General features: G+C 44.7%; 14 protein-coding genes. All 14 read right to left on the bottom strand.

Annotated elements, in window-relative coordinates:
- Positions 1–242 precede the first annotated feature (242 nt).
- Entirely contained in the window at positions 243–371 is a 129-nt protein-coding gene (locus H8S80_RS34640; RefSeq protein ID WP_006775586.1) for a hypothetical protein, read from the bottom strand.
- Positions 372–403: 32 nt separating this feature from the next.
- Positions 404–1333: a cation diffusion facilitator family transporter gene (locus tag H8S80_RS15520; RefSeq protein WP_006775585.1), complete on the bottom strand. Its 930-nt coding sequence runs from the start codon at positions 1331–1333 to the stop codon at positions 404–406.
- 10 nt (positions 1334–1343) lie between these two features.
- Positions 1344–2042: an Rv2686c family ABC transporter permease subunit gene (locus tag H8S80_RS15525; RefSeq protein WP_006775584.1), complete on the bottom strand. Its 699-nt coding sequence runs from the start codon at positions 2040–2042 to the stop codon at positions 1344–1346.
- Positions 2039–2722, bottom strand: coding sequence for a fluoroquinolone export ABC transporter permease subunit (locus tag H8S80_RS15530; protein ID WP_006775583.1), 684 nt, complete (start codon positions 2720–2722; stop codon positions 2039–2041). The genes H8S80_RS15525 and H8S80_RS15530 overlap by 4 nt, the downstream gene beginning before the upstream one ends.
- Positions 2719–3564 carry an ABC transporter ATP-binding protein gene (locus tag H8S80_RS15535; RefSeq protein ID WP_002591416.1) on the bottom strand — a complete coding sequence of 282 codons (846 nt, stop codon included), beginning with the start codon at positions 3562–3564 and terminating at the stop codon, positions 2719–2721. Before H8S80_RS15535 ends, H8S80_RS15530 begins: the two co-directional genes overlap by 4 nt.
- 103 nt (positions 3565–3667) lie before the next feature.
- A complete protein-coding gene (locus tag H8S80_RS15540; RefSeq protein WP_006775582.1) occupies positions 3668–4249 on the bottom strand; it encodes a TetR/AcrR family transcriptional regulator in 582 nt (193 codons plus the stop codon).
- Positions 4250–4489: 240 nt separating this feature from the next.
- Entirely contained in the window at positions 4490–4858 is a 369-nt protein-coding gene (locus tag H8S80_RS15545) for a hypothetical protein (RefSeq protein ID WP_117565962.1), read from the bottom strand.
- 19 nt (positions 4859–4877) lie between these two features.
- Positions 4878–5411 (bottom strand): hypothetical protein, encoded by a 534-nt coding sequence (locus H8S80_RS15550; RefSeq protein ID WP_117565649.1) that lies wholly within the window; start codon positions 5409–5411, stop codon positions 4878–4880.
- 16 nt (positions 5412–5427) lie between these two features.
- The gene (locus tag H8S80_RS15555; protein WP_181988016.1) at positions 5428–5883 is read right to left on the bottom strand and encodes a zinc-finger-containing protein; all 456 of its coding nucleotides are present in this window, start codon (positions 5881–5883) and stop codon (positions 5428–5430) included.
- 119 nt (positions 5884–6002) lie between these two features.
- Positions 6003–17612, bottom strand: a complete 11610-nt coding sequence (locus H8S80_RS15560; protein ID WP_187049059.1) for a SpaA isopeptide-forming pilin-related protein — start codon at positions 17610–17612, stop codon at positions 6003–6005.
- Positions 17613–17677: 65 nt separating this feature from the next.
- Positions 17678–18568, bottom strand: coding sequence for a transglutaminase domain-containing protein (locus H8S80_RS15565; protein ID WP_002591410.1), 891 nt, complete (start codon positions 18566–18568; stop codon positions 17678–17680).
- Between the two features lie 191 nt (positions 18569–18759).
- Positions 18760–22386 carry an Ig-like domain-containing protein gene (locus tag H8S80_RS15570; protein WP_117632898.1) on the bottom strand — a complete coding sequence of 1209 codons (3627 nt, stop codon included), beginning with the start codon at positions 22384–22386 and terminating at the stop codon, positions 18760–18762.
- A gap of 42 nt (positions 22387–22428) precedes the next feature.
- Entirely contained in the window at positions 22429–23670 is a 1242-nt protein-coding gene (locus tag H8S80_RS15575) for a DUF6273 domain-containing protein (protein WP_117565641.1), read from the bottom strand.
- Entirely contained in the window at positions 23667–23879 is a 213-nt protein-coding gene (locus tag H8S80_RS15580; RefSeq protein WP_002591407.1) for a cold-shock protein, read from the bottom strand. Before H8S80_RS15580 ends, H8S80_RS15575 begins: the two co-directional genes overlap by 4 nt.
- Between the last annotated feature and the right edge of the window lie 147 nt (positions 23880–24026).

Below are 24026 nucleotides of genomic sequence, written 5' to 3' on the forward strand. Positions count from 1 at the left end.
TTATCCGGAATGGCTTAGGTATGAAATTAAACACTACACCACAAGAAATTTAATTACATTCTCATAATTTATAGAAAATAAGGACATAGCGATACCTCCTTGATACCGCCGTGTCCTAAAAAAAGGCGAATTTAATACACCCTCCGTAATCCAATTTTTGAAAAAGGAAAACGGCGGTTTTATTTCAACTGCCGTTTTGCGCTGCTACACAGATAGCTGTTTTCCTTTTTAGTTGCTCTTTACTAATCTTCATCATTATGCGAACGCTTTTTGGGATTCTTTTTATCGTTGTATTTTTTCATAATAACCATTTTAAGTAAGCCAACGACAATCAAAACCGCAACAATGATAATCCACCAGTATTGTTCCATAACCTACTTCACCTCCTTTCAGTGCCCTTAAATCATCTTCCCCGTCCTATGCAGAATGGAGGGAGAAGTTCATTAGTTTTAACATGTACCATACAATGTTTACATTGTGGAAAGTTGTGTTCAATCACCTTATGGACTCCCTCGGCAATTCTGTGAGCGTCATAAAGAACTAAACTGCCATCGGCTAATATTTCAATGTCTACATACATTTTCGCTCCAAACATGCGGGTTTTTAAATCGTCAATACCCTCAACCCCTTGCTGTTGAAGTACAAGTTCCCGAATCTTTGTTTCAGTAATGTTGTCACAGCTATGATCCACCATTTTGTTAATGCTTTCTCTGAAAATGTCCAAAGCGGCTTTTAAGATACAACCGCAAATCACAACGCTTGCAATAGGGTCAAGAATGGCATAGCCCAAACGCGCTCCTAAAATGCCAATTAAAGAACCGACTGACGAGAGTGCGTCAGAGCGGTGGTGCCATGCGTCAGCCATAAGTGCGTCAGAATTTGTATGCTTTGCAGCACCTCTTGTAAACCAGTACATCCACTCTTTTATTACAATGGATAAGACTGCCGCCGTGAGTGCGATTCTACCGGGTACGGAAAGTGTATTGTACTGCCCTGAATAGATTTTGTTAATGCCTGAATATCCAATTCCGGCTCCTGTTACAGCCAATGCAGCAGCGAGAATAATAGAAGCCACACATTCCATACGCTCATGCCCATAGGGATGTTCTTTATCAGGTCGTTTTTCTGATATTTTAATTCCAACCATCACAACGATTGTGCTTAATACATCAGAAGCCGAGTGGACAGCATCTGACAGCATGGCGCTTGACTTTCCTATATATCCGGCGACAAATTTAAGCAGCGATAAAATCAGGTTGATGATTAGTGTAATTGTGGAAACCCGGATTGCCGTATTTACATTTTCGTTTGGCAGGATTTTATTTTTTTTCATATATGCCCCCTTATCCTGCCAGCTTCCGAAACAGACGTTTTATAAGGAAGTAGTACCAGATCAAAGCTACTACCAATGCTATGGGAAAATAAAGAACTGCTTCATTCTGTACGGCTTTTGCTACCCAAAATGATGGGAGGAAGCCAACCGCGAACTGGTAGTAACTATCTATAAAGAAAGGAACTGGAATGCCTAACAGTGTAAGTGCAGAAAGTTTTGTTACAGCCATACCCTCTAATTTATTACCGGACAAGGTAATAATCATAAGTGAAACAATGATTGCCTGTACCGAGCCGAGAAGTGCTAAACCAATCATCATTCTAGTGGGTAGCTTTTCTAATGAGAAAAGCAAAAGTACGATAAAAGCAATGACCGCTGAAATAATTGCGGGTACTACCAACCTTGTAAAGAGATACCCCGCCTTACCAAGAGGGGTAATTGAAAAGTACCGCGATACTTTATCATCAATTTCCTCTAACGTAATCATGGCAAATGCAAAACAAAGCAGTACAGGAGCCATGATAGAAAGCAATAAATCAAAAATCGGATAGTATCCTTGTAAAGAAAACTTTGTTATTCTTTCAAAAAATGGAATACCAAATTTGATTAAAGCTCCCATAATAAAAGGGGTGAAGCAAGCCGCAAACATCATAGGGTCGCTTTTGATTTGCTTAAATACTTGTATGGCACTGGATAGTATCCTTTTCATAGCTTTACACCTCCCAAACTTTTCCACATATGCTCAACTGTATCCCTTGCAATTATGTAGAGGATAATCAGCGTAGCAATTACAATTACCATATCGAACGATAGTAACATACTTTTTCCAGTTATAAGGTTCATACAAGCCATGAACGGAAAAAAGCAAAACACATTTGGTAAAGTCACAAACAGACCAGCAATAGGTGGAACAAAGCAAACAATTTCTATCGGCATAATTACAATAAGAAACTGGTTCAAGTTTGAAATCTTTGTAGCTGCAATAATTCCAAGCATAGTAAAGATTGCTGATGTCAAAGCAGTACCAACTGCGATACCAAGCAAATGATTGCTGCCGGAAACTAACCCTAATATCAATGCAATTACCGTAGAAATAGCAATCAACGCAACTGTTTTTGAAAGTATATATTCAGATATTTTTACAGGAGATACCACCATAGCATTTAATACCTTTTGACTTTTTTCCAAAAGAACAATCGCTCCCATGAAAAACAATCCCATTGCTGCCGGGTCAGAGTATATCATAATAGAAGCAATATCCGTTTTCCAATGTTCCGGCAAAGCGGCAATCCCACACACATATAAAACGGTTAAAATAAAGTAGATAAAATAGAAACCATATTTCCATTGGAAATGTATATCACCACAAATTAAACGTCCCAATCTCATTGAAGTGTCCTCCCTGTAATATCTACAAAAATATCATTTAATGTAGGCTCACTGCTATGAATGGAAAGCAGACGGTTTTCGGAAATTAAGTTTTTCAATAACTTATCTTCTGTGGTTCTATCAAGCAGACATTCTCCCGTTTTCTCACCTTTGTCATAGTAGGTATATTGTATTTTTGCAGCCCCCCTTGACATAATCAAATTATGGGGACTATCCAATGCGCTTACTTTTCCGGCAACGATAAAGGCTACCTGATCACATAGCTCTGTTGCGTCAAACATATTGTGAGTAGTAATGATAACCGTTTTTCCACGTTTCTTTTCTGCAAGGATAATATCTTTCATCAAACGATTATTCGTAGGGTCAAGACCGCTTGTCGGTTCATCAAGGAATAATATGTCTGGGTCATGTATCAACGCTTTGATAAAATTCAAGCGGGAACGCATACCTTTGGAAAAGTCGCCAACCTTTTTATCTCCGTCATTTTCCAATCCAACCATATGCAATAGTTCGTCAATAGACCGGGGCTGCTTTTCATACAGAGAAGCAAAATAGGCGAGATTTTGTCGTGCAGTGAATTTCTCATAACAGGTTGAAAATTCAAAATCAACACCGATATTTTCATAAAACCGATTTGTACGCTCCCGTATTTCTGTACCTGCAACTTTTACGCTGCCTTTATATTTTGTATTAAGTCCGGTCAAAACTTTTTGAATGGTTGATTTTCCGGCACCAGAAGGGCCCAAAAATCCAAAAATTTCTCCTTTCCCAACATGGAAACTTACATTCTCGACAAACGGTTTGTCAGTATAGCTAAAATACAGTTTTTTTACATCGATCATTATTTTGTCCTCCTCAGACTTTATGACTCATAAAAATATATAGTCATACAAACTGTAAAAAATATGTTTGGCTATCTGCCTGTCAAATAACCAAACAAAATTGTTACTCTGCTACTACTTGTTGAACAATGCCATTCACTAAAAGATTTTGTATCATATTCAGTTCTTTATCCTCCTTGAACTGTTCCAAACAGGATAAAACAGAATACAGGGATTTTATGATAACCGTATGCGGAATCGTAAAAATAACCCCTAAATCTTCAAGCATTTCCAGTATATGTATATCATTGTGCATATGACTGTCAAATATATCTGGCGAAAGTTTCCTTTGCAGATAGTCCATTAAAGACAAATCGATCTGCGAAAGAATAGGAGAATTAATCAACCCAGTTACCCCCAAAGTGATAACATCTTTTGTTAAGTCCCTATGATTTTCATACTTTCTTCCTTTAATTGTTGTTTCAATATTAGTAAATAGCTCTTTCTGTAAGCGAAAATTGATTTCTACATATAGGTGTTCTTTACTCGGATAAAAAGCGTAGAATGAACCTTTCGATATATTTACAGCAGCTACTAAATCATCAACCGTTACTTTTTTCAAGCCGTGTGCTGCAAACAGCTTTTCCCCCTCTATCAAAAGTTTCCTGTTTATGATTTCTTTTTCTTGTTCTGTAAAGCGCGGCAATTTTCCTCACCTCCTTATGACTAAATGCCTTATATCGTCACATAGAATATATCACTTGCTTTCTTTGTTGTCAAGAGATAGCCTAAAATTATTTTATAAAAAAAATCTGGCATATAAACAATAAATCATACAATGATTTTACTACATACGCTTACTGCTATTACTACTGAAGTAGTCAAGCAGGATACAGCTATCTTTGACATACTTCACCCTCAGATTACTATATATTTCTATAACTCATCACATTTCCTCCACCCCCAGCAAAATATCATTCTTCAAGAAAAATCGGTACACAATCCCTTTCCTCACCCCGCTCTGAACCGGTACCAGAAGCCGCTTTGCCTTTCCTTCCCCATCTACCACCTCAATTTCCCAATATCTTTTTCTGCCCTTACAGTTTTGTATCAGGGTCACTTCTCCCACCAGCGTCTCATATTTCTTCTGGAAAATAACCTGACAAAGGTATAGAAAGTAAAGACCCAGGCCGGTCACGCATAGTATTGTGAGTTTTAAAACACCTTCTCCCTCCTGATGAATCTCCATAAAAACTCCCGCTGCCAGGATGCCCAGTATGACACCTGCATTTATGATTAGCTTTTTCATTAACATTTCCGGAACTCCCATCCATTCATGTTTCATATTCATATATTTCTGCCGTTTCAGGCAGCCTTTCTTTTATGGTCTGGTACACGGCCTGCATCTTCTCCTCCGGGTAACCAAATGGGCTGACATAGAAAAGACACCGCCGGTTTTCTCCAGACCCACGGATTTCACTCTCACCGCCTTCTGGAATCTGTAGATAAAAACCGCCTGCTTTGGCTTCCCTTATTAGCGCCTGAACTTCCTTAAAATAGATTCTGCATTGCTCGTAGTGTTCCTTCTTCCAAGGTTGCCTTGCAACAAAACAACTGGTCTGAATTTCTAAGCAGCATCCGCTTAATGGCATAATCAACTGCTTTAGCTTCCAATAGCGAATTGCGCTTCCAAACATACCACACACACCAAGTCCGATGAATGGTCCACCGATGATGGCCGGAAAACGGGCCGCAAGAAAAAACAGCCCCAATGAGGCTGCTATTCCAAAAACAGGTATCATAATCAATGCTCTATCCCTTTGATCCATTCTGTGGTACATTGGTTTATCTGATGGCTCTAATCTCATGTGCTTATGCCCCCTTTTATGCAGCTCTTTTTCCTTTCCAATTTTCTAATACTCGCTCACACTCCATGATGGTCTGCTCACACATATAATCTGAAAAACATCCGATGTGTGTCTCTTTAGGCGGCAGGTTTAAGCTGCAGGATAACCAGGCATAAACTCCATTTTTGCACATGCACCCACTTTCAATCAGTCTGTTCATGGCACGATGCGCGCGGATTCTTTTATTACGAAGTTCTTTATCCGCCAAAGAGCCCATAGGCTTTTTCGTTCCTCTATGAACTCCTACATAGGAATTGCAATCCGGATATCCGCTGCATACATACAGCATGCTTCCTGCAATTATCGTATCATCACCATACACATACTCGGCTGGCCGTATAACAGCGTCTCGTCCACAGTAAGGACAAACGGGCATTGCAAGGTTAGGTTTCTTACGCGGATGTATCCGGACTACTTTCTGTTTTTTTTTCATTTCTTCTATCTCCTTCCTCCTTAATATAGATCTATTGTATAAAACGGTTATTCCTTAATACAAGGGTATTTCATAAATTTATTATGGGGAGAAATATGTCCCATTCCTCCCCTCTTTGCTTATACGTTTTGATTCTGCTTCTTTTTCCGATAATAGGTATATCCTGCAGTACCTGCACCGACACTGGTAACACCAATCACAGTGGCGACCGCTGCTCCATGGTTCTTTTTAGGTATGTAAACCCCCGTTGCTTTCATGGTGTATTGCTCTACCTCTTCTTCCCCGCTATCATAGGTAGAAATCAGGCGTACGCCTTCCTCCTCCGGAAAATAGGCACTTCCCTCATATATCACTGTGCAGTCACTCACCTTCTTGGTACCAGTTATAACAACCCTACGGCATAGGATACCCGCTTCATCTGTGTAAGCTTCCCCATCCCACCTTGCTGCTTCTATGGTATAATGCTCAGCATCAGCCTCAATCAGAGAAAGGAGCTGCCCTTCATATCCGGTGAAGTCTGGTTCAGTCCCACTCAGTTTAAAAACCTGGTCCCCAATCCAATAGCCGTCCAGCCCATATTCATGGAACACAGCTGAAAAGGAAAATGTATCGTCCAGGCGCTCCCCGCCAAATGTCTGGTCAGAAATTTTTGCAATAGTCTCCATCATCTGCCCGGTTTTCTCATCTGTTACCGTCATCTTGATTTTTGACGGTATCATGTCCTTGGCTTCCACTGCTTCATATAAGACTTCCTCACTTACCGGTACCTCATGAGCCCGTATAACGGCTGCTTCCTTCTGGGATTTTACCAAATGATAAGTAATTCCATTCCGGGTTATCTGTTCTTTCGGCCTAACCTCCACTTTTCCATCAATAAACGGGCTTGTTGCGATTTCAAAAGAATTTCCAGAACTCCTTTTCCCCTGTTCTTCCAGCACTTCTGTCCGGATTTCTGAGAGACGGTATTTTTTTCCGTCTCTCTCAATTTCTTTTTCAAACAGCTTTTCTGCTTCATTAGAATCGGGGTTTTCCGTTGTATACTGGTGTTCCTCATATATATTTTCAATTACATCTTCCGCTGCCTGAGACTCCATCACCGGCGTACTAACTACCATTATTGCCAACAATAGAAACATGCCAGCCTTTATCCCTGTTTTTGATTTCTTTTGTTTTTTTCTCCACTTTGAGAGGGAAACAATTAACAGGCTTACTACGGATGCAAGCCATGCCATGAACACCCCTACAAAATAGCTGGTATCTCCTGTCTTTGGTGCATGATTAAGTTCACCGACCATCAAATCACCCTCTCCCCTTCTATTTGTCTCATAATTGGCCGTGATTGTTCCGTAATGTTTCTGATCGGTAATGGTATTGTCGCCAATTATACTGCCGTCCTCAAACACCGTGAATGAAAAGACCGTCTCGTTTCTGTCATACCCTTCCGGTGCTGTCAGTTCCCTGAAATGATATTCCCCCGGAGACGGGACCGGAAAATATACTTTTCCCTTTTCATCACTAATGCCGGAGAAGATATGGTTTCCGTCCTGGTCTGTGACCTCGATCTCGGCGCCAGGCAGTTCCTCTGCTGTTGTTACATCCACTTTAGAGATTATCATTTCTGTTTTACTGTAGTTTTCCATAGTCGTATCCCCTTCTATGGTCCCATCTTCAGTTACTGCAAACGCATGCAGTACCTCATTTAGATAGTATCCCTCTGGTGCCTCCGTCTCTTTAAATGTATAGGCTCCTTTTAAAGGTTTCTTAAACCGGAATATTCCTGCTGCATTTGTAAATCCTTCCGCATAGACACTGCCGTCTGGATTGTAAACGGTAATCTTTGCCCCTGCAAGCTTCTGGCCAGTTCTTCCATCAATCTTAAACAGTTCCATATACTCCGCTGAGGGTCTCGGGTGATTCGGAGTGCTGCCACCGCCGCCACCTGAATGGGTGATTTTATAGTTCTTGACCACAAATTCCTGTATCGCCTCAATATCTTTTATTTCTATTTCCTGCGGCTCCATTTTCTCATAGCCGGAGGGAGCCTTCACCTCACGTATTATATACGTACCGCCCGCAAGGTTTTTAAAGTGTTCAGCCTCACCGTCCCTGGATGTCCATTTCCGGATTACTGTACCGTCCGAATCTCTTACCAGTTGAAGAACAGCGCCGCCCAGCAGTTTTCCTGTTTCTCCGCTAACCTTTCCTATCTCTATCTGAATTGGCTGGTTTTTAATATCAAAATGCTGCATGGTCTGATTAGGAAGGATCTCTATTTTCATATCCTCCATTGGGACACATCCTTCCGGTGCCTGTGTTTCCCTTATTGTATAGATACCAGACGGTATTCCTGTTAAAATAAGCGGCTCCTTTCCTGACACCCATTCTTTCATTACAGTCTCCTCGTTTGTCCCCGCAGCCTTTAGAAGCTGAAGAACCGCCCCTTCCACTGGGCTGCCTTCCAAGGTGTCCGTCTTCTGGAGTTCCACCACAATCTTCTCATTTACCAGGTTAATCTCCTGCTTTTCCTCGGTTCCGCTCACGCAAAAGTTTAAACGCCCTGTTACTGCATAGCCCTCTGGGGCCGTCAATTCCCTGATTGTATATTCTCCGACAGAAAGTCCTTTAAAAATTTCAGGTATCTTCCCGCTTACCCATTCTTTCAATACCATGCCATCGGCATCTCGAATCAACTGAAGTCTTGCTCCCGCCAGGTTTTCTCCGGTCTCTTTATCTGTTTTTGCCACTTCCACTTCAAGTTTCCGGTTTGTAATGGTAACGGTTTGTATTCCTGCTTTCTCCAGAATCTCGATTCTCACTGGTTCCTTTAAAAGCAGATAGCCGTCTGCCGCCTGGATTTCCTCCAGTATATACCAGCCTGCCTTTAAGCCGCGGATTAGTTCCGGTTCCCCAGTGGTAACCCATTTCGCCACCTGATTTCCTTCCCCATCTGTAAGCTGCAGCACTGCTCCTGTTACCGGTTCCCTGGTCTCCTCGTCCAGTTTGTCAATCATCAATTCGGTCATCCGGTTCTCCATTACAAACGTCTGTTGCTTATAATCTTTGGTCACGGTAATCCGCATGGGACCTTCCGGTATCTGGTATCCTTCCGGAGCCTCTACCTCTTTCACTAAGTACACGCCTGCCGGGAGACCGAAGAACTGAATCGCTCCGGTTTCATCTGTAATCCATTCCTTAATGATTTCCCCGGACGCTTCCAAAATCAGCTGCATCTTCGCACCCTTTAAAGGATTTCCGTTTTCACTGTCCACCTTTCTGATTTCAATCTTGGTGTCATCATCAAACATCTCCACCATAGGCATGTCATCCACTGTCATGTTCCCGGATATTGTAAAGTACACTTTCTCTGCTTCTATATATCCTTCCGGTGCCCGTGTCTCGATTAGGACATACATTCCCTCTGTCAGGCATTCCAGTTCGTGCGGGACCTCCGTGGAAATCCAGCTTTCAATCACATCACCGTCAATCCGTATAACCGTTCCGTCCTTGTCAACCATCTCTGTGACTCTGCGGACCTCTAAGCTGGCGCCCGGCAGTTCCTCCTTTGTTGTAAGCTGCTTTTTAGAAATGATAACCCTATTAGGGCTATCCGCTGCTTCATACTGATAGGTGAGCGTCTGGTACTGGTCTGTCTTTATATTAAACTGGAAGTCGTGGACTGTCGGGTCAAGCAGATAACCGTCAGGCGCTTCCACCTCCTGTATCCGGAAATGATAGAGGCTTACCGCCCCATCCGTTCCTATCCCTCCAATGGGGACCGGGGAGCTGACTGCCCGACCATCGGAATCCGTTATCAGAATGGTCGCCACATTGGTATCCAGATTGGACAATCGGAACCTTGCACCTGATAAAACTTGTTCCGGATTCCTTTTATCGGTCTTGATAATCTCAACCTGGCCCAGAATCAGTTCATTTACCAGTTCAATCTTTTGAATATCCAGTGTATCAACAATCGCAAACGGCAGTTCTGCAGCCCTCACATATCCAAAGGGAGACTGTTCCTCAACAAAATAGTAATTCCCTGCGGCTGGCTGACTTAACTCATGAAGCCTTAAATCCCCGATTTCATAACCTTCCGGTATCCTGCCTTCTTTCTGGTCCCGCTTCGTGTATGTTCCGTCTGAGCCGGAAATCCAGCGTTCCACCAGATACGCCTCTTCGTACTCCATAGCCGGAATATGGTTCCCGTCTTCATCCTGCAACAGATTCCCGTCCGTATCGGTTACATACAACAGATTCCCGTTTTTGTCTTTCATTTGGTGTTTGGCAAGTGTACCATCTTCCTTTGCACGGTAGACGGCAACTGTGGCTCCGGAAATTTCTTTTCCACCTGTCACATTCACTTTTGTCAGGAGTACCTGAATCGGTTCGTCTGTCATGGTAATGGTCTGCACCCGTTCCTTAGAACCCACATCAAGGACTGGTACATAAACCGGTGCTGCCACTGTATAGCCGTAAGGAGCCTGCTCTTCTACCAACACATATTTCCCCACAGGAAGATACTCAAAACGCATGGCTCCTGTCTCCGTGATATAGCAAACCGCCTGACTTGTTCCCGGAACCTGCTCTATCTCATAATCATAGGCCGTGTAGCTGTGTCCACCCGGTATGGTAACCTGATGGGCCGTTTTTCTCACATCACTTCCATCATCTGTCTGCCATTCATACACCTTCTTTTCCTGATGATAGAGTATGGTTCCATCATCTCTATACTGCACTTCCCCATTCTCATCTACCTGGGCTTCGTATAAAGCCAGTGTGGCCCGGTGAAGATTATCCATCACAGCCCCGGTCCGGGAGTCCAGCTTTAAAACCTCTACCGCTGTATGATCATCTTCCATTACATAGCCTTGTACTTCACCGGTTTCCAATATGGTGACTTCCACATCCTCCGCCGTCACATAGCCGGCCTTTGTTGGTACTCTTGTTTCCTGAAGAATATAATCTCCCGGCATGATATGGTCAATCCAGTGTGGAACGTTTCCTTCTGACACCCATCGTTCCGCTACAATCGGTTTGTCCTCCATATCCCGGAGAATTTCCAAATGCCACCCCCGGTCGGAATCATCATAGACGCGGTATGCTTCGTAGAGTGTTAAAACCGCGCCCTCAATCTCTTTTCTGGAAGTCATATCAAGCTTTGATACCTCAATCTTTGTGTAATCATCCTCCATCACATAGGACTGCTTCTCGCTTACATCACGGACAATCACACCGACTGATGCGGACTGTACATAACCGTCTGACAACGGGGCAGCTGTCTCCTCCAGGATATAGGCGCCCTGCCTTACTCTTGCAATTTCACAGGCACCATGGTCCGTCACCCATTCATTCTCAATCCATATAACACCGCCATCCTTATAATAGATAGGAAGCCCGTTTTCATCTGGTACTGGCTGCAAATCCATGTTGATAGATGAATTTCCTTCCCCGTTGGTATATACTTCTACGGATTGGGAAATGATTTTATCCCCATTTTCATCAAGCGGCCAGACAATCACTGCGCCGGTTTTATCTGTCACATAAGCCATACCTGTTTCTGAATCCAACATACAGAGACGGTTCCCCCAGTCATCCAGTCCATAGAGGATGCCGGTCTGTTCATCAAGTTCTGTGGGATCATATTTTAAGTCAAAATACCATATGTCCACGGGTGGATTATCCTCTTCTGTAATATCCCACTCCGCCTGCCCTGCTGCGTTTGTCCCAGTCTGTCTTATATCGGTATCCACGCCGGTATCATACGCCTGGATTCCCGTTACTGAGCCAAATAGATTTCTCTTCACCTTGACTTTCTCATACTCGTGTTCCCCAGTCTGCTTTACTTCCAGCCCCTCATACAATGTCAGTGTTGCATTCTCCACATATATCTTCTCCTGACCGTTTTCAAGGCGTTTTGTCACATAACCAAACCCGGCAAATTCCCCATTGGGTTTATACTGTAAATCCACGTCCCCGCGGTTTTTTAGCTGCTTTTCATCTCCCTCTACACGGTATGTGACGGCATCCGCACGGTTTTCCAGCTTATGTATTTCTATATGTGTAGGTGCATTCTTTACAATAATCTGGTGCATATCCTCTACAACGGTTTTCCCGTCAGCGCCAATGGGACGCATGTACTGGTATTTTACCGCCTGCGTCCTTTTCTCCTGATTGCCGTCTTCATAATATTCCACCTTGTCGCTGTATACCGTAAATGCAATAGGTTTCGACTTCACATATCCATCCGGTGCCTCTACCTCCACCAGAACATAAGCGCCGGCGCCTAACGGCTGATACGTTTCCAGATACCCCACGCACTGCTTCTCTGTATGCAGGCTTCCGTCCTCTCCTTCAACTTCTCCGTCCCGGATTGTGGTGTAAGCCTTAAAAACCCCTACTTCCGCTCCGGTGTCGTCCTGCATGAAAATTTGTTCACGTTCCTCATAGAGAGGCGTTCCCTCCTCATCAAACAGGATATCCCCGCTTCCTGTCACACCGGAAGCACCATTTCCAATCACGTCCCTTTTGGCTGCATAAATCTTAAAGAGCGCTCCTTCATGCAGAATATTTTCTCCAGTTTCAGAATCCAATTTCTCAATCCTGAGTCTGGAGCTGTAAAACTCATTCTCAAAATCCTTGACTGCAAAGGAAATAAAATTAAAGGTTCCATCTGTCTCCAGGCCAGCTTCCCGGTTTCCGATATCGCCGTCATCGTTGATTACTTCTCCATATCTGGGATCTAACACACTCCAGGGTACAAGTGCTTTCGCGTACATCCGGTCCACGGCAGTAGACTTTCCGGTCATGGTAACCACTCCATTCATTGTTACACCATAATCCGCTATCGTTCCATCCCGGTCGTAATAAGTTTCATAATACACCTGGTCTGCACTTCCAGCATCCTCGCTGATAGAGCCGTAATGATAATACCTCGCTACTGTCTCATTCTGGCAATCCCTTCTGCTGTCCGGCTCCAGACCATACTTAAACACTTCAAAATCGCCGTCATTATTATGCGCATATATGATATGGGTTTCTTCATTAAATCGAATCTGATAACGCTCAGTCAATTCCTCCGGTGTCATGGCAGAGTCGTAAAGATATTCCTTAGATGGGATTTTATCATGTACTGTACCATCGGCATCTATCTGTGGAACAAAAGGAATCTCTACCTCCTGAGGCGCATCAATCTCATAATGTTTTTGTGGGAGGCCTGTTGGCTGCTGCTCCACCAAAACATATGTACCGTAAGGAAGCATCCTGCTTTGTCCCCAGTAGTCGTCCTTCCCGCCGCCCCGGTTTGCATGTACGGTTGTCATATCCCCGTCTGCATCATACTTTTCCAAATCCCACTCAATTGCAAGCTCAAACGCAGCATCGGGATTTTCCTTGAAAAATGTTACATAGTCATAACTGCCATCTTCCTTTTTCATAAGCTTGTCTGTTTTCTCTAAATCAGAACGCAGATACAGTTTAAAGAAAAAGCCGGGAAGCGTCTTCGTCTCCTGTGTTCCGTTATACCCTCCAAAAAGAACGGTAAACGGGTCACGGTGAATCTCATAGGTATTATGCTCATAGGAGTCCAGAGCAATATCCTTTTTCACCTCGATTGCCTGCTTAATCACCCGCTCCAGCATAATAACCGGCTCTTTCCGTGTGCCGTTATCTTCATAGATTTCATACTGGCCCGGATAGAATAATACAGGGAACTTTAGATAAGAGCCACTCTTCTGTGCAGGTTTGGTCGTCATGACGTTCACGGTTGCTGTATATTCTGTTATTTTCTGTTCTGTCACTACCCGGTAAGTTCTCTCATGTTTTTCCCCCTCTGTAAATTCCTCGTCCGTATCCACATGGATGCTCACCTGACCCTCCACTGCGGTAGTCTTTACAGGGGTCAGAATTTCCTCATAGGAAACCACCTCCTGGCTGGTATAGATTGGAACCGCCTCCATCTGCGGGATTTTCTGTCCTTCACTGTCCAATATGAACTCCCCAGCCGCATAGGTCTCATAGACAGGTGCATAAACCGTCTTTAACAGAATTTCGTCTTGCCCCAAAGCCTCCAGGTCCAGTTCCTTTTTCTCTACTGTGAAGCGGTAACCATCCATATCATACTGTCCCTCTTCATAGACTGCATAATAAAACCCGCCCTCATATTCCTTTCGGATTACTAAAAGACCACTGCCGCTTTCATAAATGGCTGGCTGGTTCGCCAATGCTTTATATCCATAACGAATTCTTGCATACCAGGTTCCCGCCTCTTCATATACTGCATCTACATCATATGCATCCCAAAAACTTTCCGAGGAGCAGAAGGTCAGAATCTCATCTATCATCTTCCCATTTGTCTTTCCAAATAATTTGAGTTTTTTAAACGGGTAATCAGACAGCCCACTCTTATACCCCGAAAGAGCAAGAGCCGATGATGTCTCCCACAAAATATAATCCTCGTCAATATCTTCTGATTCTTCCATATCCAAATCGGACGGTTCCTCCCGCTCAATGGATGAGATATAATCATTTAATCGGTTCACTGCCGAAACAGTTTGGGTGAGCGCCCGGTCAGACAACACCGGATTGCCGCTATCATCTGATTTTATAATCTTATTCCCGGTTTCGTCTAACTTGTATTCTCCACCCTCGGCAGTCCGGTACAGGATATTTCCCTGTGCATCTTTTTTCTCTACGCGCTCTGTTCCGGTTATCACCTGCTCCTGTGATGCAGTCTCCTTTCTTGTCACCTCATATGCCTTGACACGCTCCGGGAGACCGGAAAGCAGAATATCGAAACCCTTTGTTTTATAATATTTAACCGTAAAATCATAGGAATCCTCAAACCATTCATTAATACTATGGGTAAATCCATCTGTATAGGCACTCCCTGACGCGGTTAAGACAATAGGCTTTCCTGTTCGATTGCTCTCAGATAAGTTCTTGCCGGTTACAGAACGTTCATAACCTTCAGAGCGTGAGATTTCTTCTATATAATAACTGCCTAAAATAAGCGGACGTCCAATCCAGCCATTTCCATTCCGTACTTCATTACCCGTATAGAGATTCGGTACCTCTCTTGAGGTTTCTGATACTTCTGTTATGGTTAAGAATGAAGCATCACCATTTTTATCCGTTGTGGCAATGGATACCAACTCCCCCGCAGAAAATACAACACCGGTTTTCCCATCTGGATGCCTGATGTCCTCTGCCGCATATAGTCCATATACAGCGCCCTCTAAGGTTGCATCTGCTTGGGCTTTTCCATAGCTGTCCTCTTCCAGCTCAAAAAGTTCTTTATCCCGCTTATTAATATGCAGCTCTCCTTCTGTCCTGTGATCCTTCACCAGATAAGCGTAACCAATGTACCCGGACGGATAGCTGCCTTGCTCAATCGGTGCCACCTCACTGTCTTCCTGGACACCATCCCATTCCCAGTGTCCGCCTGTTCCAACTTTTATAGAGGCCGGGCGTGAAACCAAATAGGTGGACGCATTTGACGGTGTGGCCACGTCCTTTTCTATCCCTATCTGGGATCTGGTTGCTACGGTAGGAAGGTCCTCTGTTATGGTCTCTTCTTCCACTGATTCAGCTTCATTTCCAGAATCCTGCGTTTCAGCTTCAGGACTGGCCTCTTCATCTGTTTCCTCTCTGTTTTCCATTGATGGCTGGGATGCCTCATCAGACTCTTTTATTTCTGTTGTATCTGCTGTTTCCTCTGACCCGGCATCCACCTCCTTCGCCCCTTCCTCACCGGTCTCTGCTGTGTCACCGGAAGATTCCGATTCATGTTTCTTTGTGTTCTCATGCTCCTTAAAAGCAGGCTCTTGTTCATTCCCTTTATCCTCAGGTATTTTTTCCTGTCCGGTAACTGAATCACTGTTTTGATTCCCTTCATCTGACATTCCCGCCTGAACAATATCTGTAACCTTCTCCGATTTTGACAACTGCGGCACATCCTCCATCTCTCGAACCGAAACTGCCCGATTGCCAGGGTAATAGCCGGTAATGGCACCCTCTCCTTCTGACTGAGAAGATGAAAATTCAACAATTTCAATGGAGACATCATCATTGTGCAGGTCATGAAGGATATATCCGGTTCTGGCGTCTGTTTCCCTGACTGTGTAAATACGCTTCAGGTGAATATAGGTACTCCATGCCTCATCCCGGTCCTCCTCCATTAAGTCTCTGGCAACGCCCTCATCGATGGAATGGAAATCACAATTTTCCTCACACCAGTCCACGCACTCCTGCCAGGCATCCCAGGCTTTTTTCTTCCGGCGTTCATTTTCTTCATCGGCCGAGTCAGAGTCACCATCCACATAATGAATGACTGGATCTGGGTGTCCCCCACAATAAGTCTTCTCATATTTATAAAGCTTCTTATCCGAATGCGAAAAATGTCCGTTGGCATCTGTACCAAGCCCCATATCGCACACAGTTAAATCTTCAAATTTCCCTTCTGATGTGGGCACCATTTTCATAAACTGGTCTTTTTCCAGATTTGTCCCGTCAAGCTGCGAAAACTCAAACTTTTCTAATACTTCAAAGGTGGAGTTTTCCAAAGTTTTCCCTGTCTCGGAACACTGCTTTTCCAGTTCAATGACATAATCCCGCTTAAAGGTCTCCTCATGAAGGTACTGGGTATATGGAATTTCATAGTCTCCTTCCCCTCGGTGTGTTGTACTTTTTCCAAAAGACAGCCAAACCTCCCACGATTCCTGTTTCCCTGCCATTGTAATCATGGCCTGTTTCCCATCTACTGCACTGCTCTCGTTCCAACCATCCGGATACCAGATTTTAAAGCTATTGGGCTTAACCCAGTATTGAGCCCCCAGGGAGCCATCCTGAAAATGTCCCCTCACAAGGCCAATATCGGGATTACCTGTCGTACATGTAAATGTGATTCTGCCATGTTCCAGAGACACATTCCACCCTTCTGGCAAATCATAAACAAGCGTGGACTGCCTCCAATCATCACCGTCAAACTCCAATGTAATACTATAGGTCCCATCCCCGTTTTCCTTCATTTTATGTACCGGCGCCTGGCTTTGAAATTTAGATGCAAAGGGTGGAACGGCTCCTTCCTCCACTGCTCCATTAACCTGTTTAAAAAATTGTTCCAATGCTCCTCTTGTCAATACCGCAAGCATAGGATCTTTCAGGTTCTCGATTAGGACTTCCATCTGACTACGGAAATCATCTAACCCATTCCAATTTCCTGACATAATGGCCCAGGTAGCTGCCTGCCCCAAAATATAATGTCCCTGGCCGATTTTCCCATTTCCCGAAATGCCTCCTTCAAAATTACCTGATGATGAGAGGGCGTACCATAAAATTTCCGCATCCTCTCTTGTCAGCCCAAGGGGCAGGTTGTCACCATCCGTATCAAGGTCATATGTTACAATCGTTCCCGGAGTGCCCGAACGCATGGACTTATTCGGTTCCAGGCAGTATCCAGGTGCAGAATGGCCGCCTTCTACATTGGTAATCCCATATGGCCAAAGGCCAACCCGATTATGGTTTTTTCCATAAAAAGGAAAACTTGCTCCCTCTTTTAAAAGATTCTGGGAGCCATAATAGGCAAACGTACTTCCTCTGTTTTCTCCCTCCGATGCATCTGCTGAAATAATACTAAATCCAACATAAAAAAAAGACTGAACCGCAAGTAACACCGCTAAAAACAGCGAGCCACCACGCTTCAGTCTTTTAAAAAAGCTATCGTGTCGTATCATATTTTTCCTCATTTCCAAAAAACCGGCACAGACTAACATTGCTGTGCCGGTTTGACTTAGGCTATTTAATTCATATCAGGATTATACAACTGCGCTTTGCAGTTTGGACAAGGGTGGCAAACCTCCCTTAATCCGAATACATTTCTGTAATCGCAGAACGGACATTTGAGTTCCACTACATCCAGATAAAAACACGCATCCGTTCTCGTTGAAGATACATCAATGCTTTTTGCCTGACCATCTATATATACGGCATTCCACATGTGCACGTAATCCTCCCGAAGCGCGCACTTAAGCCCTACTGCATTAGCCAAAAGTTTATAGGCCCTGGCAAACCCAACACACTTGCCAGTCCCATTCACCAGAATGCTGTAGACCTCATCATCTGCCTGTGTATATTTTCCCCGGTTGTAGGTCGCACGTAATGTAATCTCATCATAAATCCTGGTCGCCTTTTCATAATCACTGGCGCCATAGTCAAAACCAGTCAGAAACCTGCACACCTCCTCATAAACTACCTGGTTCTTTTCTGACAGCTCCGATGCAGGGATAATTCCCCTGACCGCAGCCAATACCCGTGTGTCATTCACCCACGCATAGTCCGTATCTTCATCAAAGATATATACCTGCCATTCTGGATCGTAATAATAAGGCCGGTTATCATACGGGGTTCGGACATAGCCGCCAAGCGACTGCTGTTCGGTCACCCAACTGCCGTCTGCTGCCACTAGGTATCCGTCTGGTGTAGTAGTATTTACAGCCATAATTCCATTCTGATTCAGATAATACGATGTTCCATTCTCTGTTATCCATTCCGCCCTCGCATAATTTCCATCATCTTTCTGGTATTGACAGCCGGTTGAAGTATTCTTCCATGTTCCTGCATACGCCGACATCGGGTTTAGGGTAACTGCCAGGAATATGATTGCCAGCTTCCAACCTGTACTTTTTCTCATTATAAGCACCTCCTTCTATCCATAGCATACAAAGTCTCTGGAATCTATGTCGAGGGCACTTCTGAATTTTTTTTAAGGAATTACCTCAAAGGCATCCCTTCCAGCGCCCAATAACTTCATAAAATGGCTACAAAAGAAAAGGCATGAAAATACTCTCTCCATGCCTTTCCTTCCATATACAATTTTACCAACTACTCTACCCAAGCCCCGGACGCATCTACCCGGTATCCGTCTGGCGTCTGGCGGTTCATAAATAAAGCACCCTTGGTTCCGTCTGATGTGGGGTTAAAATAGTACCACACTCCGTCAATCAGGTTCCAGCCGGTATACATACGTCCTCTGGTCCCGTCTGAAACGGCATGGAGGTAATAGCGGTTCCCGTCTGTATCTGTAAACCATCCGGTCTGCATATATCCTTTCTCATCAAAATGGTACCACTCACTTGTCCCATTATAAGTAAGCAGCTGCCAGCAGGCAGCCGGATAGCTTCCATCTTTATTCTGATACCACCAGCCGGTACTATCCTGAATCCAGGTTCCAGCACTGTCAAAGTTTGGACTCATAGCACTTCCTATGACAGAACGGCTGGAACCGCCACCACCACCGGAGGAACTTCCACCCGATGAACCGCTTGATGGCCGCTGTGTCTGATCTGTTGTTTTAAATGCTACAACGACTTTGCACTCTGCGGACTTCTGCCCATCCAAGGTAAGCACCTGAATACTGGTTTCCATTGTTCCCGCCGCCGTGGATACATAATACTTGTCTCTTGCAAGATTATCTGCATCGACCTTCTCAAGGGCTTTTATCCATGCTGCCTCCGGCAAAACTGTCACCAGACCATTACCTGATACGGATACCACTGCTTCATTCACCGAGTTCCAGCTTACCTCCTTATTCTCCGCCTCTTCTGGCATCACGAAAGCAGTAAGCTGCTGGGCATCCGTCACCTGATAGGAAACAGACGGGTTGGCCCGGCTGCCGGTCATCACCTTCTCTATGCTGAACTTAAGTTCGCTTTTATCTAAGGCTACCGATGCTACATGTGCTATGGTCTGGTCATCGGTACGGAAGGAAAGATTCACTGCACATACCGACTGTTTTCCTCCATCTTCCGTTGTAACCGTCACATAATTGGAACGGGTACCAGACGCTTCCTTTTTTGCGTAAGGGTGCTCTTTATTTCTCTCTTCTTCTGCCCTGATTAAATCTAAAATCCACTTTGCATTCTCTTTGGCACTCACAATACCCTCTGAATCAATCCGGAGCATATCCGCATCACCTACAGACCATTTCACATTTTTGTTGTCCGCATATTCCGGAGTAATCGTTTCATAAAGACGCTTTGAAGGTGTGACGGAATAACGTTCTGTAGGATCCAAACGGTCCCCTTCTAATGTCCTGACAATCTCAAATGCCAGTTCAGACTGGTCGAGCTTAACATCTGATACCGGGACAACCGTATCGTCAGTAATCTTGAAATTCACCGTAACAAATGCACTGGAACGCTTCTGCCCGGCTTCTGTGGTTACCGTAACAGACGCATAGTTGGTTCCCTCTGTTGTTATCTTTTTGGACGGATATAATTCCTGATTGGCCACACCGGCTTGTATCAGCTCCTGAATCCACTTTGCCGACTGGTTGACCGATACCTCCCCATTTTCTGTAACATGGATGACATCGGTAGATGAGCCATCCGTATCTTTCACATTCCAAATGATGTTCTTGTTTGCCGCCGTATCCGGTATTACGGTAGCCGTCAGTTTCTGCGGATCAGTAACCTTCCAGCCTATCTGCGGATTCCAACGGGAACCGCTGCGTATCTGTTCTATCTCAAACGTCAGCTCCGTCTTATCCAGGATAACACCATTAGTCATTGCCCGGTATTTAGCAGACAGGGTAATGTTTCCTTCCGGCATGGTAAAGGAGGTTTCAGCCCCATTGGTATGTATGATTTCCTCTTTGTCAAAATCGTCGGTTGTCCAGGACAGGGAATCCGGCACCAATTCATAATATACAGGGGGCTCTGACTCCGTTTCATTTAAAGGACTTGTATACACCAGGACTTTGGCTCCCTTCGCTACGGCTCCCGGGTTTGCCCAGTTGATTTCTTTTGCAAAATTATTCTGGGATTCCAGCACAGAGAGTGTACCATGGTCCACAGCCGGAATTGTAATCAAATACCCCCTGACCGGATCTCCCGTCTTACTGGGAGCATAGTGATGGATATTCTCTTTTCCAATTTCCAAAACTCCCGTTTCCAGTTCCTCATAAAAATAACGGTTTGTCTGCTTTATAAAACTTCCCATCTGGTAAAGGGAAAAATCCCGCTGGTTGGAATAATATGCCCCGATGTGATGTTCCAGCCGAATTTGCGGTGTTAATTTATTTCCAAAGGGATTTAATGAGTACTTGTCCTCACTATCCGTATAGAGATAGGCGAGGTCATCTCCTAAATCAATGGTCCCACCTTCAATATATCCCACAAAGAGTCCCGCTGTCTTTAATGTCGATGAAGTAGATGCTCCAATGGTCCCTGCAAACCGGCCATTCTTAAGCTGGCCGCTCTGCATCCTTCCCACCAGACCACCGATATAATCCGCTGACGTGCTGCCAACCTTACCTTCCACATATGTATTATATATTTCCGTTTCGTAGATATTTCCTGCAATTCCGCCTACATATCCTTCTGAGTAAAGAGCGCTGTAGCTATCTGTGGTATCACTGGTGCAGTCACTCATAAAGGAGGATTGGGCAGAGCCGCAGATTCCTCCAGCGTAAGCATCATTTACGCCGTCTGCATCGGTTCCCCCCAAGACTCCAGCTGTATTGGTACACTCCAAAATCACGCTGTCATATGCTTCCCCAACAATCCCACCGATGACACCTACGCCACGCACCTGTCCTCTGGAGCTGCAATTACTTATGGTGCTGTCGTTCGTCTCTCCAACCAGAAGTGCCGCCTTACTGTGAGCATTCACCTGTCCGTCCACCGTCAGATTTTCAATCACCGCTCCATGGACACTGCCGAACAGCCCGGCATAATCCTGAGTCGTATCACTGATTTTCAGGTTATACACGCGGTATCCCTGTCCGTTAAAATTCCCCTTAAATGGTTTCGGTTCGCTGTCCCCGGCTTCTGTAAAATATCCAATCGGCAGCCAGGAGGCAGTATCGCTTAAGGATATGTCCCGTGTCAAAGCAAAATAGTACCCCTCATAACCGTCCACTTCCTCATTAGCAACATGATACGCCAGGAGTTTTAAATCCTTATCCGAGTTAATCTCGTAAGGTTCTTCCTCGGTTCCCTCTCCATCAAAATGGTCACTCATTTCCATACCGCCCCAAATATTCAAGGCACCTTTGTAAAACATGGCATTGGAAGGAGTAGCATTGGAAGGAGTAGCCGGAATCAGCTCATCTTTATCTGTAATGACTTCTGCTGCCCCTGCCTCTGGTTCCTTGGTTTTGATTTCCTCCGTTCCTGCCTCGTTTTCCTCTTCCTCCGCTTTTGCTTCTGTTTTGTCCTCTAAATCTGAAGTTCCTGCATCCTGGTCCGCCTTCTGGTCAGTCTGGGTGATACCTGCTTGCGCCATTTCCCCTTCTGCGCTGTCTTTTTCTTTCTCCCGCCTAGCTTCTGACGGACTGGCCATTGGAGCTGTACCGGCTTCTTCTACCGCCTCGTTAACGGCCTCCTTTGCATAAACGGTAGCGATACCGTTTGGATATGATACAGAAAGAACTGGAGTTAACCCCATCGCTGCAATCAAGGTCCATGCAGATAGAACTGCCTGCCCCTTCTTCATCTTTTTCTTCATCTTGTTCTCCTTTTTCTCAGAAAATTCCCTATGTGCAAATTTTTATTCCTGAACTACCACAAACGCCGGACGGATACCGATTTTCTTATTGGTTACATCCTCCGGTGCCACCCGGCCGTCATAGGTAACAGCATAACCCTTCGTTCCGTCGCCGGCCGCAGGTGTACGCAGCCAATAGCCCGTCGTGAAGGTTCCTGCATTTATAAAATTATTCTCTTCTGCACCACCAAGCCTCCATAAGATATCCGGATACCGGAGCGCTTCTTCCAATGAAAGGCAGAATATCTGGTCCGTGACTTTAATTCCCGGGCGGCTGCGCTTTGTAAAGCTCCGGGCTGAAATCTGGTAATTATTACTTTTTCCCGCATAGGTAAACGGGCAGGTTGTAACCGTTTCCGCAAGATTTTCCCTATCCTCCAATTCCTGGTTTAGCCATGCCCTTAAATCAGACGCTTCCCAGGCATTTGCCCTCCCGTCAAAAAGGCTTTCGCTTCCACCAATAATGGTGTCACAGAGAAACAGCGCTCCATTCCGGTTACTTCCGGCATCACAGTAATCTGGATCAATACAGCGGAAGGTATATGATTTCCCGGCAATTGACCGTTCCATCGTATCCCCGGTATACCAGATTCTGCCCTGTGTATTATCTGGTTCTCCCTTCTGTATGACAAAGGCCGGGCGGACCCCGGCTTCTGTTAATGATACCCGGCTGGAAGCAATGTGTCCGTTGTATTGCACCATATAGGCCTGGTTTGTCGTGTTCTCTCTAGGCGACCTGGTCCAGTAGTAGCGCATTCCTCTTTGCGGTGTCCAGATTTTTCTGGTAATCGCTTTGTAGGCAGGGTTCTTTACTTCATCAACAGACAGGCAGAAAACCCGGTCTGATATGGAATCCCCAGTCTCTGAAAGTTTTACGGGGAGCAGGTCCCCTGATACTGACAAGGTATCAGCAAACTGCTGGTTAAGCCATGTCCTGACATCCGAGTAGGTATAATCGTTATTGGAAGCCGCATAACGGACACACAGAGAGTAGGGAATGACCTCATCCGACACAAACAGATATCCACCCCGGTAATCCGTATCCAGACAGGTGAATCCCAATGTGCTGTATCCATCACCGAGGCCAGTCTCAACCTCCAGTGTATCTCCTGTCTCAAACCTCCCCTCCTCACCTCTGACTGTCTCCGCATGGGCTATAAAGCCAAATAGATAGCTGATAGCAGAACAGGTGGCAACCAAAACAAACAAGGCATGCCGCTTTTTCATTCTGATTCGCCAATTCATTCCTGCTCCTCCACCGTCACTGATAATGCAACACTTCGTTTCCTGTCATCCTCCCCTGGCTCAAAGTTCACTTTCTGCCCCTCCTTCAGCCGTTTAAAACCATCTCCATGGATTTCGGAATAATGGACAAAATAATCAATGTTGTCCTCATCTGTAATAAATCCAAATCCCTTCCGTACATCAAACCATTTCACAATTCCTTTCAGCATATCAAAACTCCTTTCATATTTGTGCAAAGAACAAAGTGCCTTCGGCACTCTCAACTCCCCTGCCCCTCACTCATGAGGGGTTTTGGGGTTTTCCTTTGTCACTTTTTGTTGTAAAATATTCTTATGTATAAAAAGAACATTCTTCAA

Source organism: Hungatella sp. L36, from assembly GCF_014288035.1.

Excerpts from the sequence above, each read along its gene's own strand:
- H8S80_RS15545 (WP_117565962.1), bottom strand. The coding sequence starts at position 4,858 with ATGTTAATGAAAAAGCTAATCATAAATGCAGGTGTCATACTGGGCATC.
- H8S80_RS15520 (WP_006775585.1), bottom strand. The coding sequence starts at position 1,333 with ATGAAAAAAAATAAAATCCTGCCAAACGAAAATGTAAATACGGCAATC.
- H8S80_RS15560 (WP_187049059.1), bottom strand. The coding sequence starts at position 17,612 with ATGATACGACACGATAGCTTTTTTAAAAGACTGAAGCGTGGTGGCTCG.
- H8S80_RS15570 (WP_117632898.1), bottom strand. The coding sequence starts at position 22,386 with ATGAAGAAAAAGATGAAGAAGGGGCAGGCAGTTCTATCTGCATGGACC.
- H8S80_RS15575 (WP_117565641.1), bottom strand. The coding sequence starts at position 23,670 with ATGAATTGGCGAATCAGAATGAAAAAGCGGCATGCCTTGTTTGTTTTG.
- H8S80_RS15580 (WP_002591407.1), bottom strand. The coding sequence starts at position 23,879 with ATGCTGAAAGGAATTGTGAAATGGTTTGATGTACGGAAGGGATTTGGA.
- H8S80_RS15525 (WP_006775584.1), bottom strand. The coding sequence starts at position 2,042 with ATGAAAAGGATACTATCCAGTGCCATACAAGTATTTAAGCAAATCAAA.
- H8S80_RS15565 (WP_002591410.1), bottom strand. The coding sequence starts at position 18,568 with ATGAGAAAAAGTACAGGTTGGAAGCTGGCAATCATATTCCTGGCAGTT.
- H8S80_RS15550 (WP_117565649.1), bottom strand. The coding sequence starts at position 5,411 with ATGAGATTAGAGCCATCAGATAAACCAATGTACCACAGAATGGATCAA.
- H8S80_RS15535 (WP_002591416.1), bottom strand. The coding sequence starts at position 3,564 with ATGATCGATGTAAAAAAACTGTATTTTAGCTATACTGACAAACCGTTT.
- H8S80_RS15530 (WP_006775583.1), bottom strand. The coding sequence starts at position 2,722 with ATGAGATTGGGACGTTTAATTTGTGGTGATATACATTTCCAATGGAAA.
- H8S80_RS15555 (WP_181988016.1), bottom strand. The coding sequence starts at position 5,883 with ATGAAAAAAAAACAGAAAGTAGTCCGGATACATCCGCGTAAGAAACCT.
- H8S80_RS34640 (WP_006775586.1), bottom strand. The coding sequence starts at position 371 with ATGGAACAATACTGGTGGATTATCATTGTTGCGGTTTTGATTGTCGTT.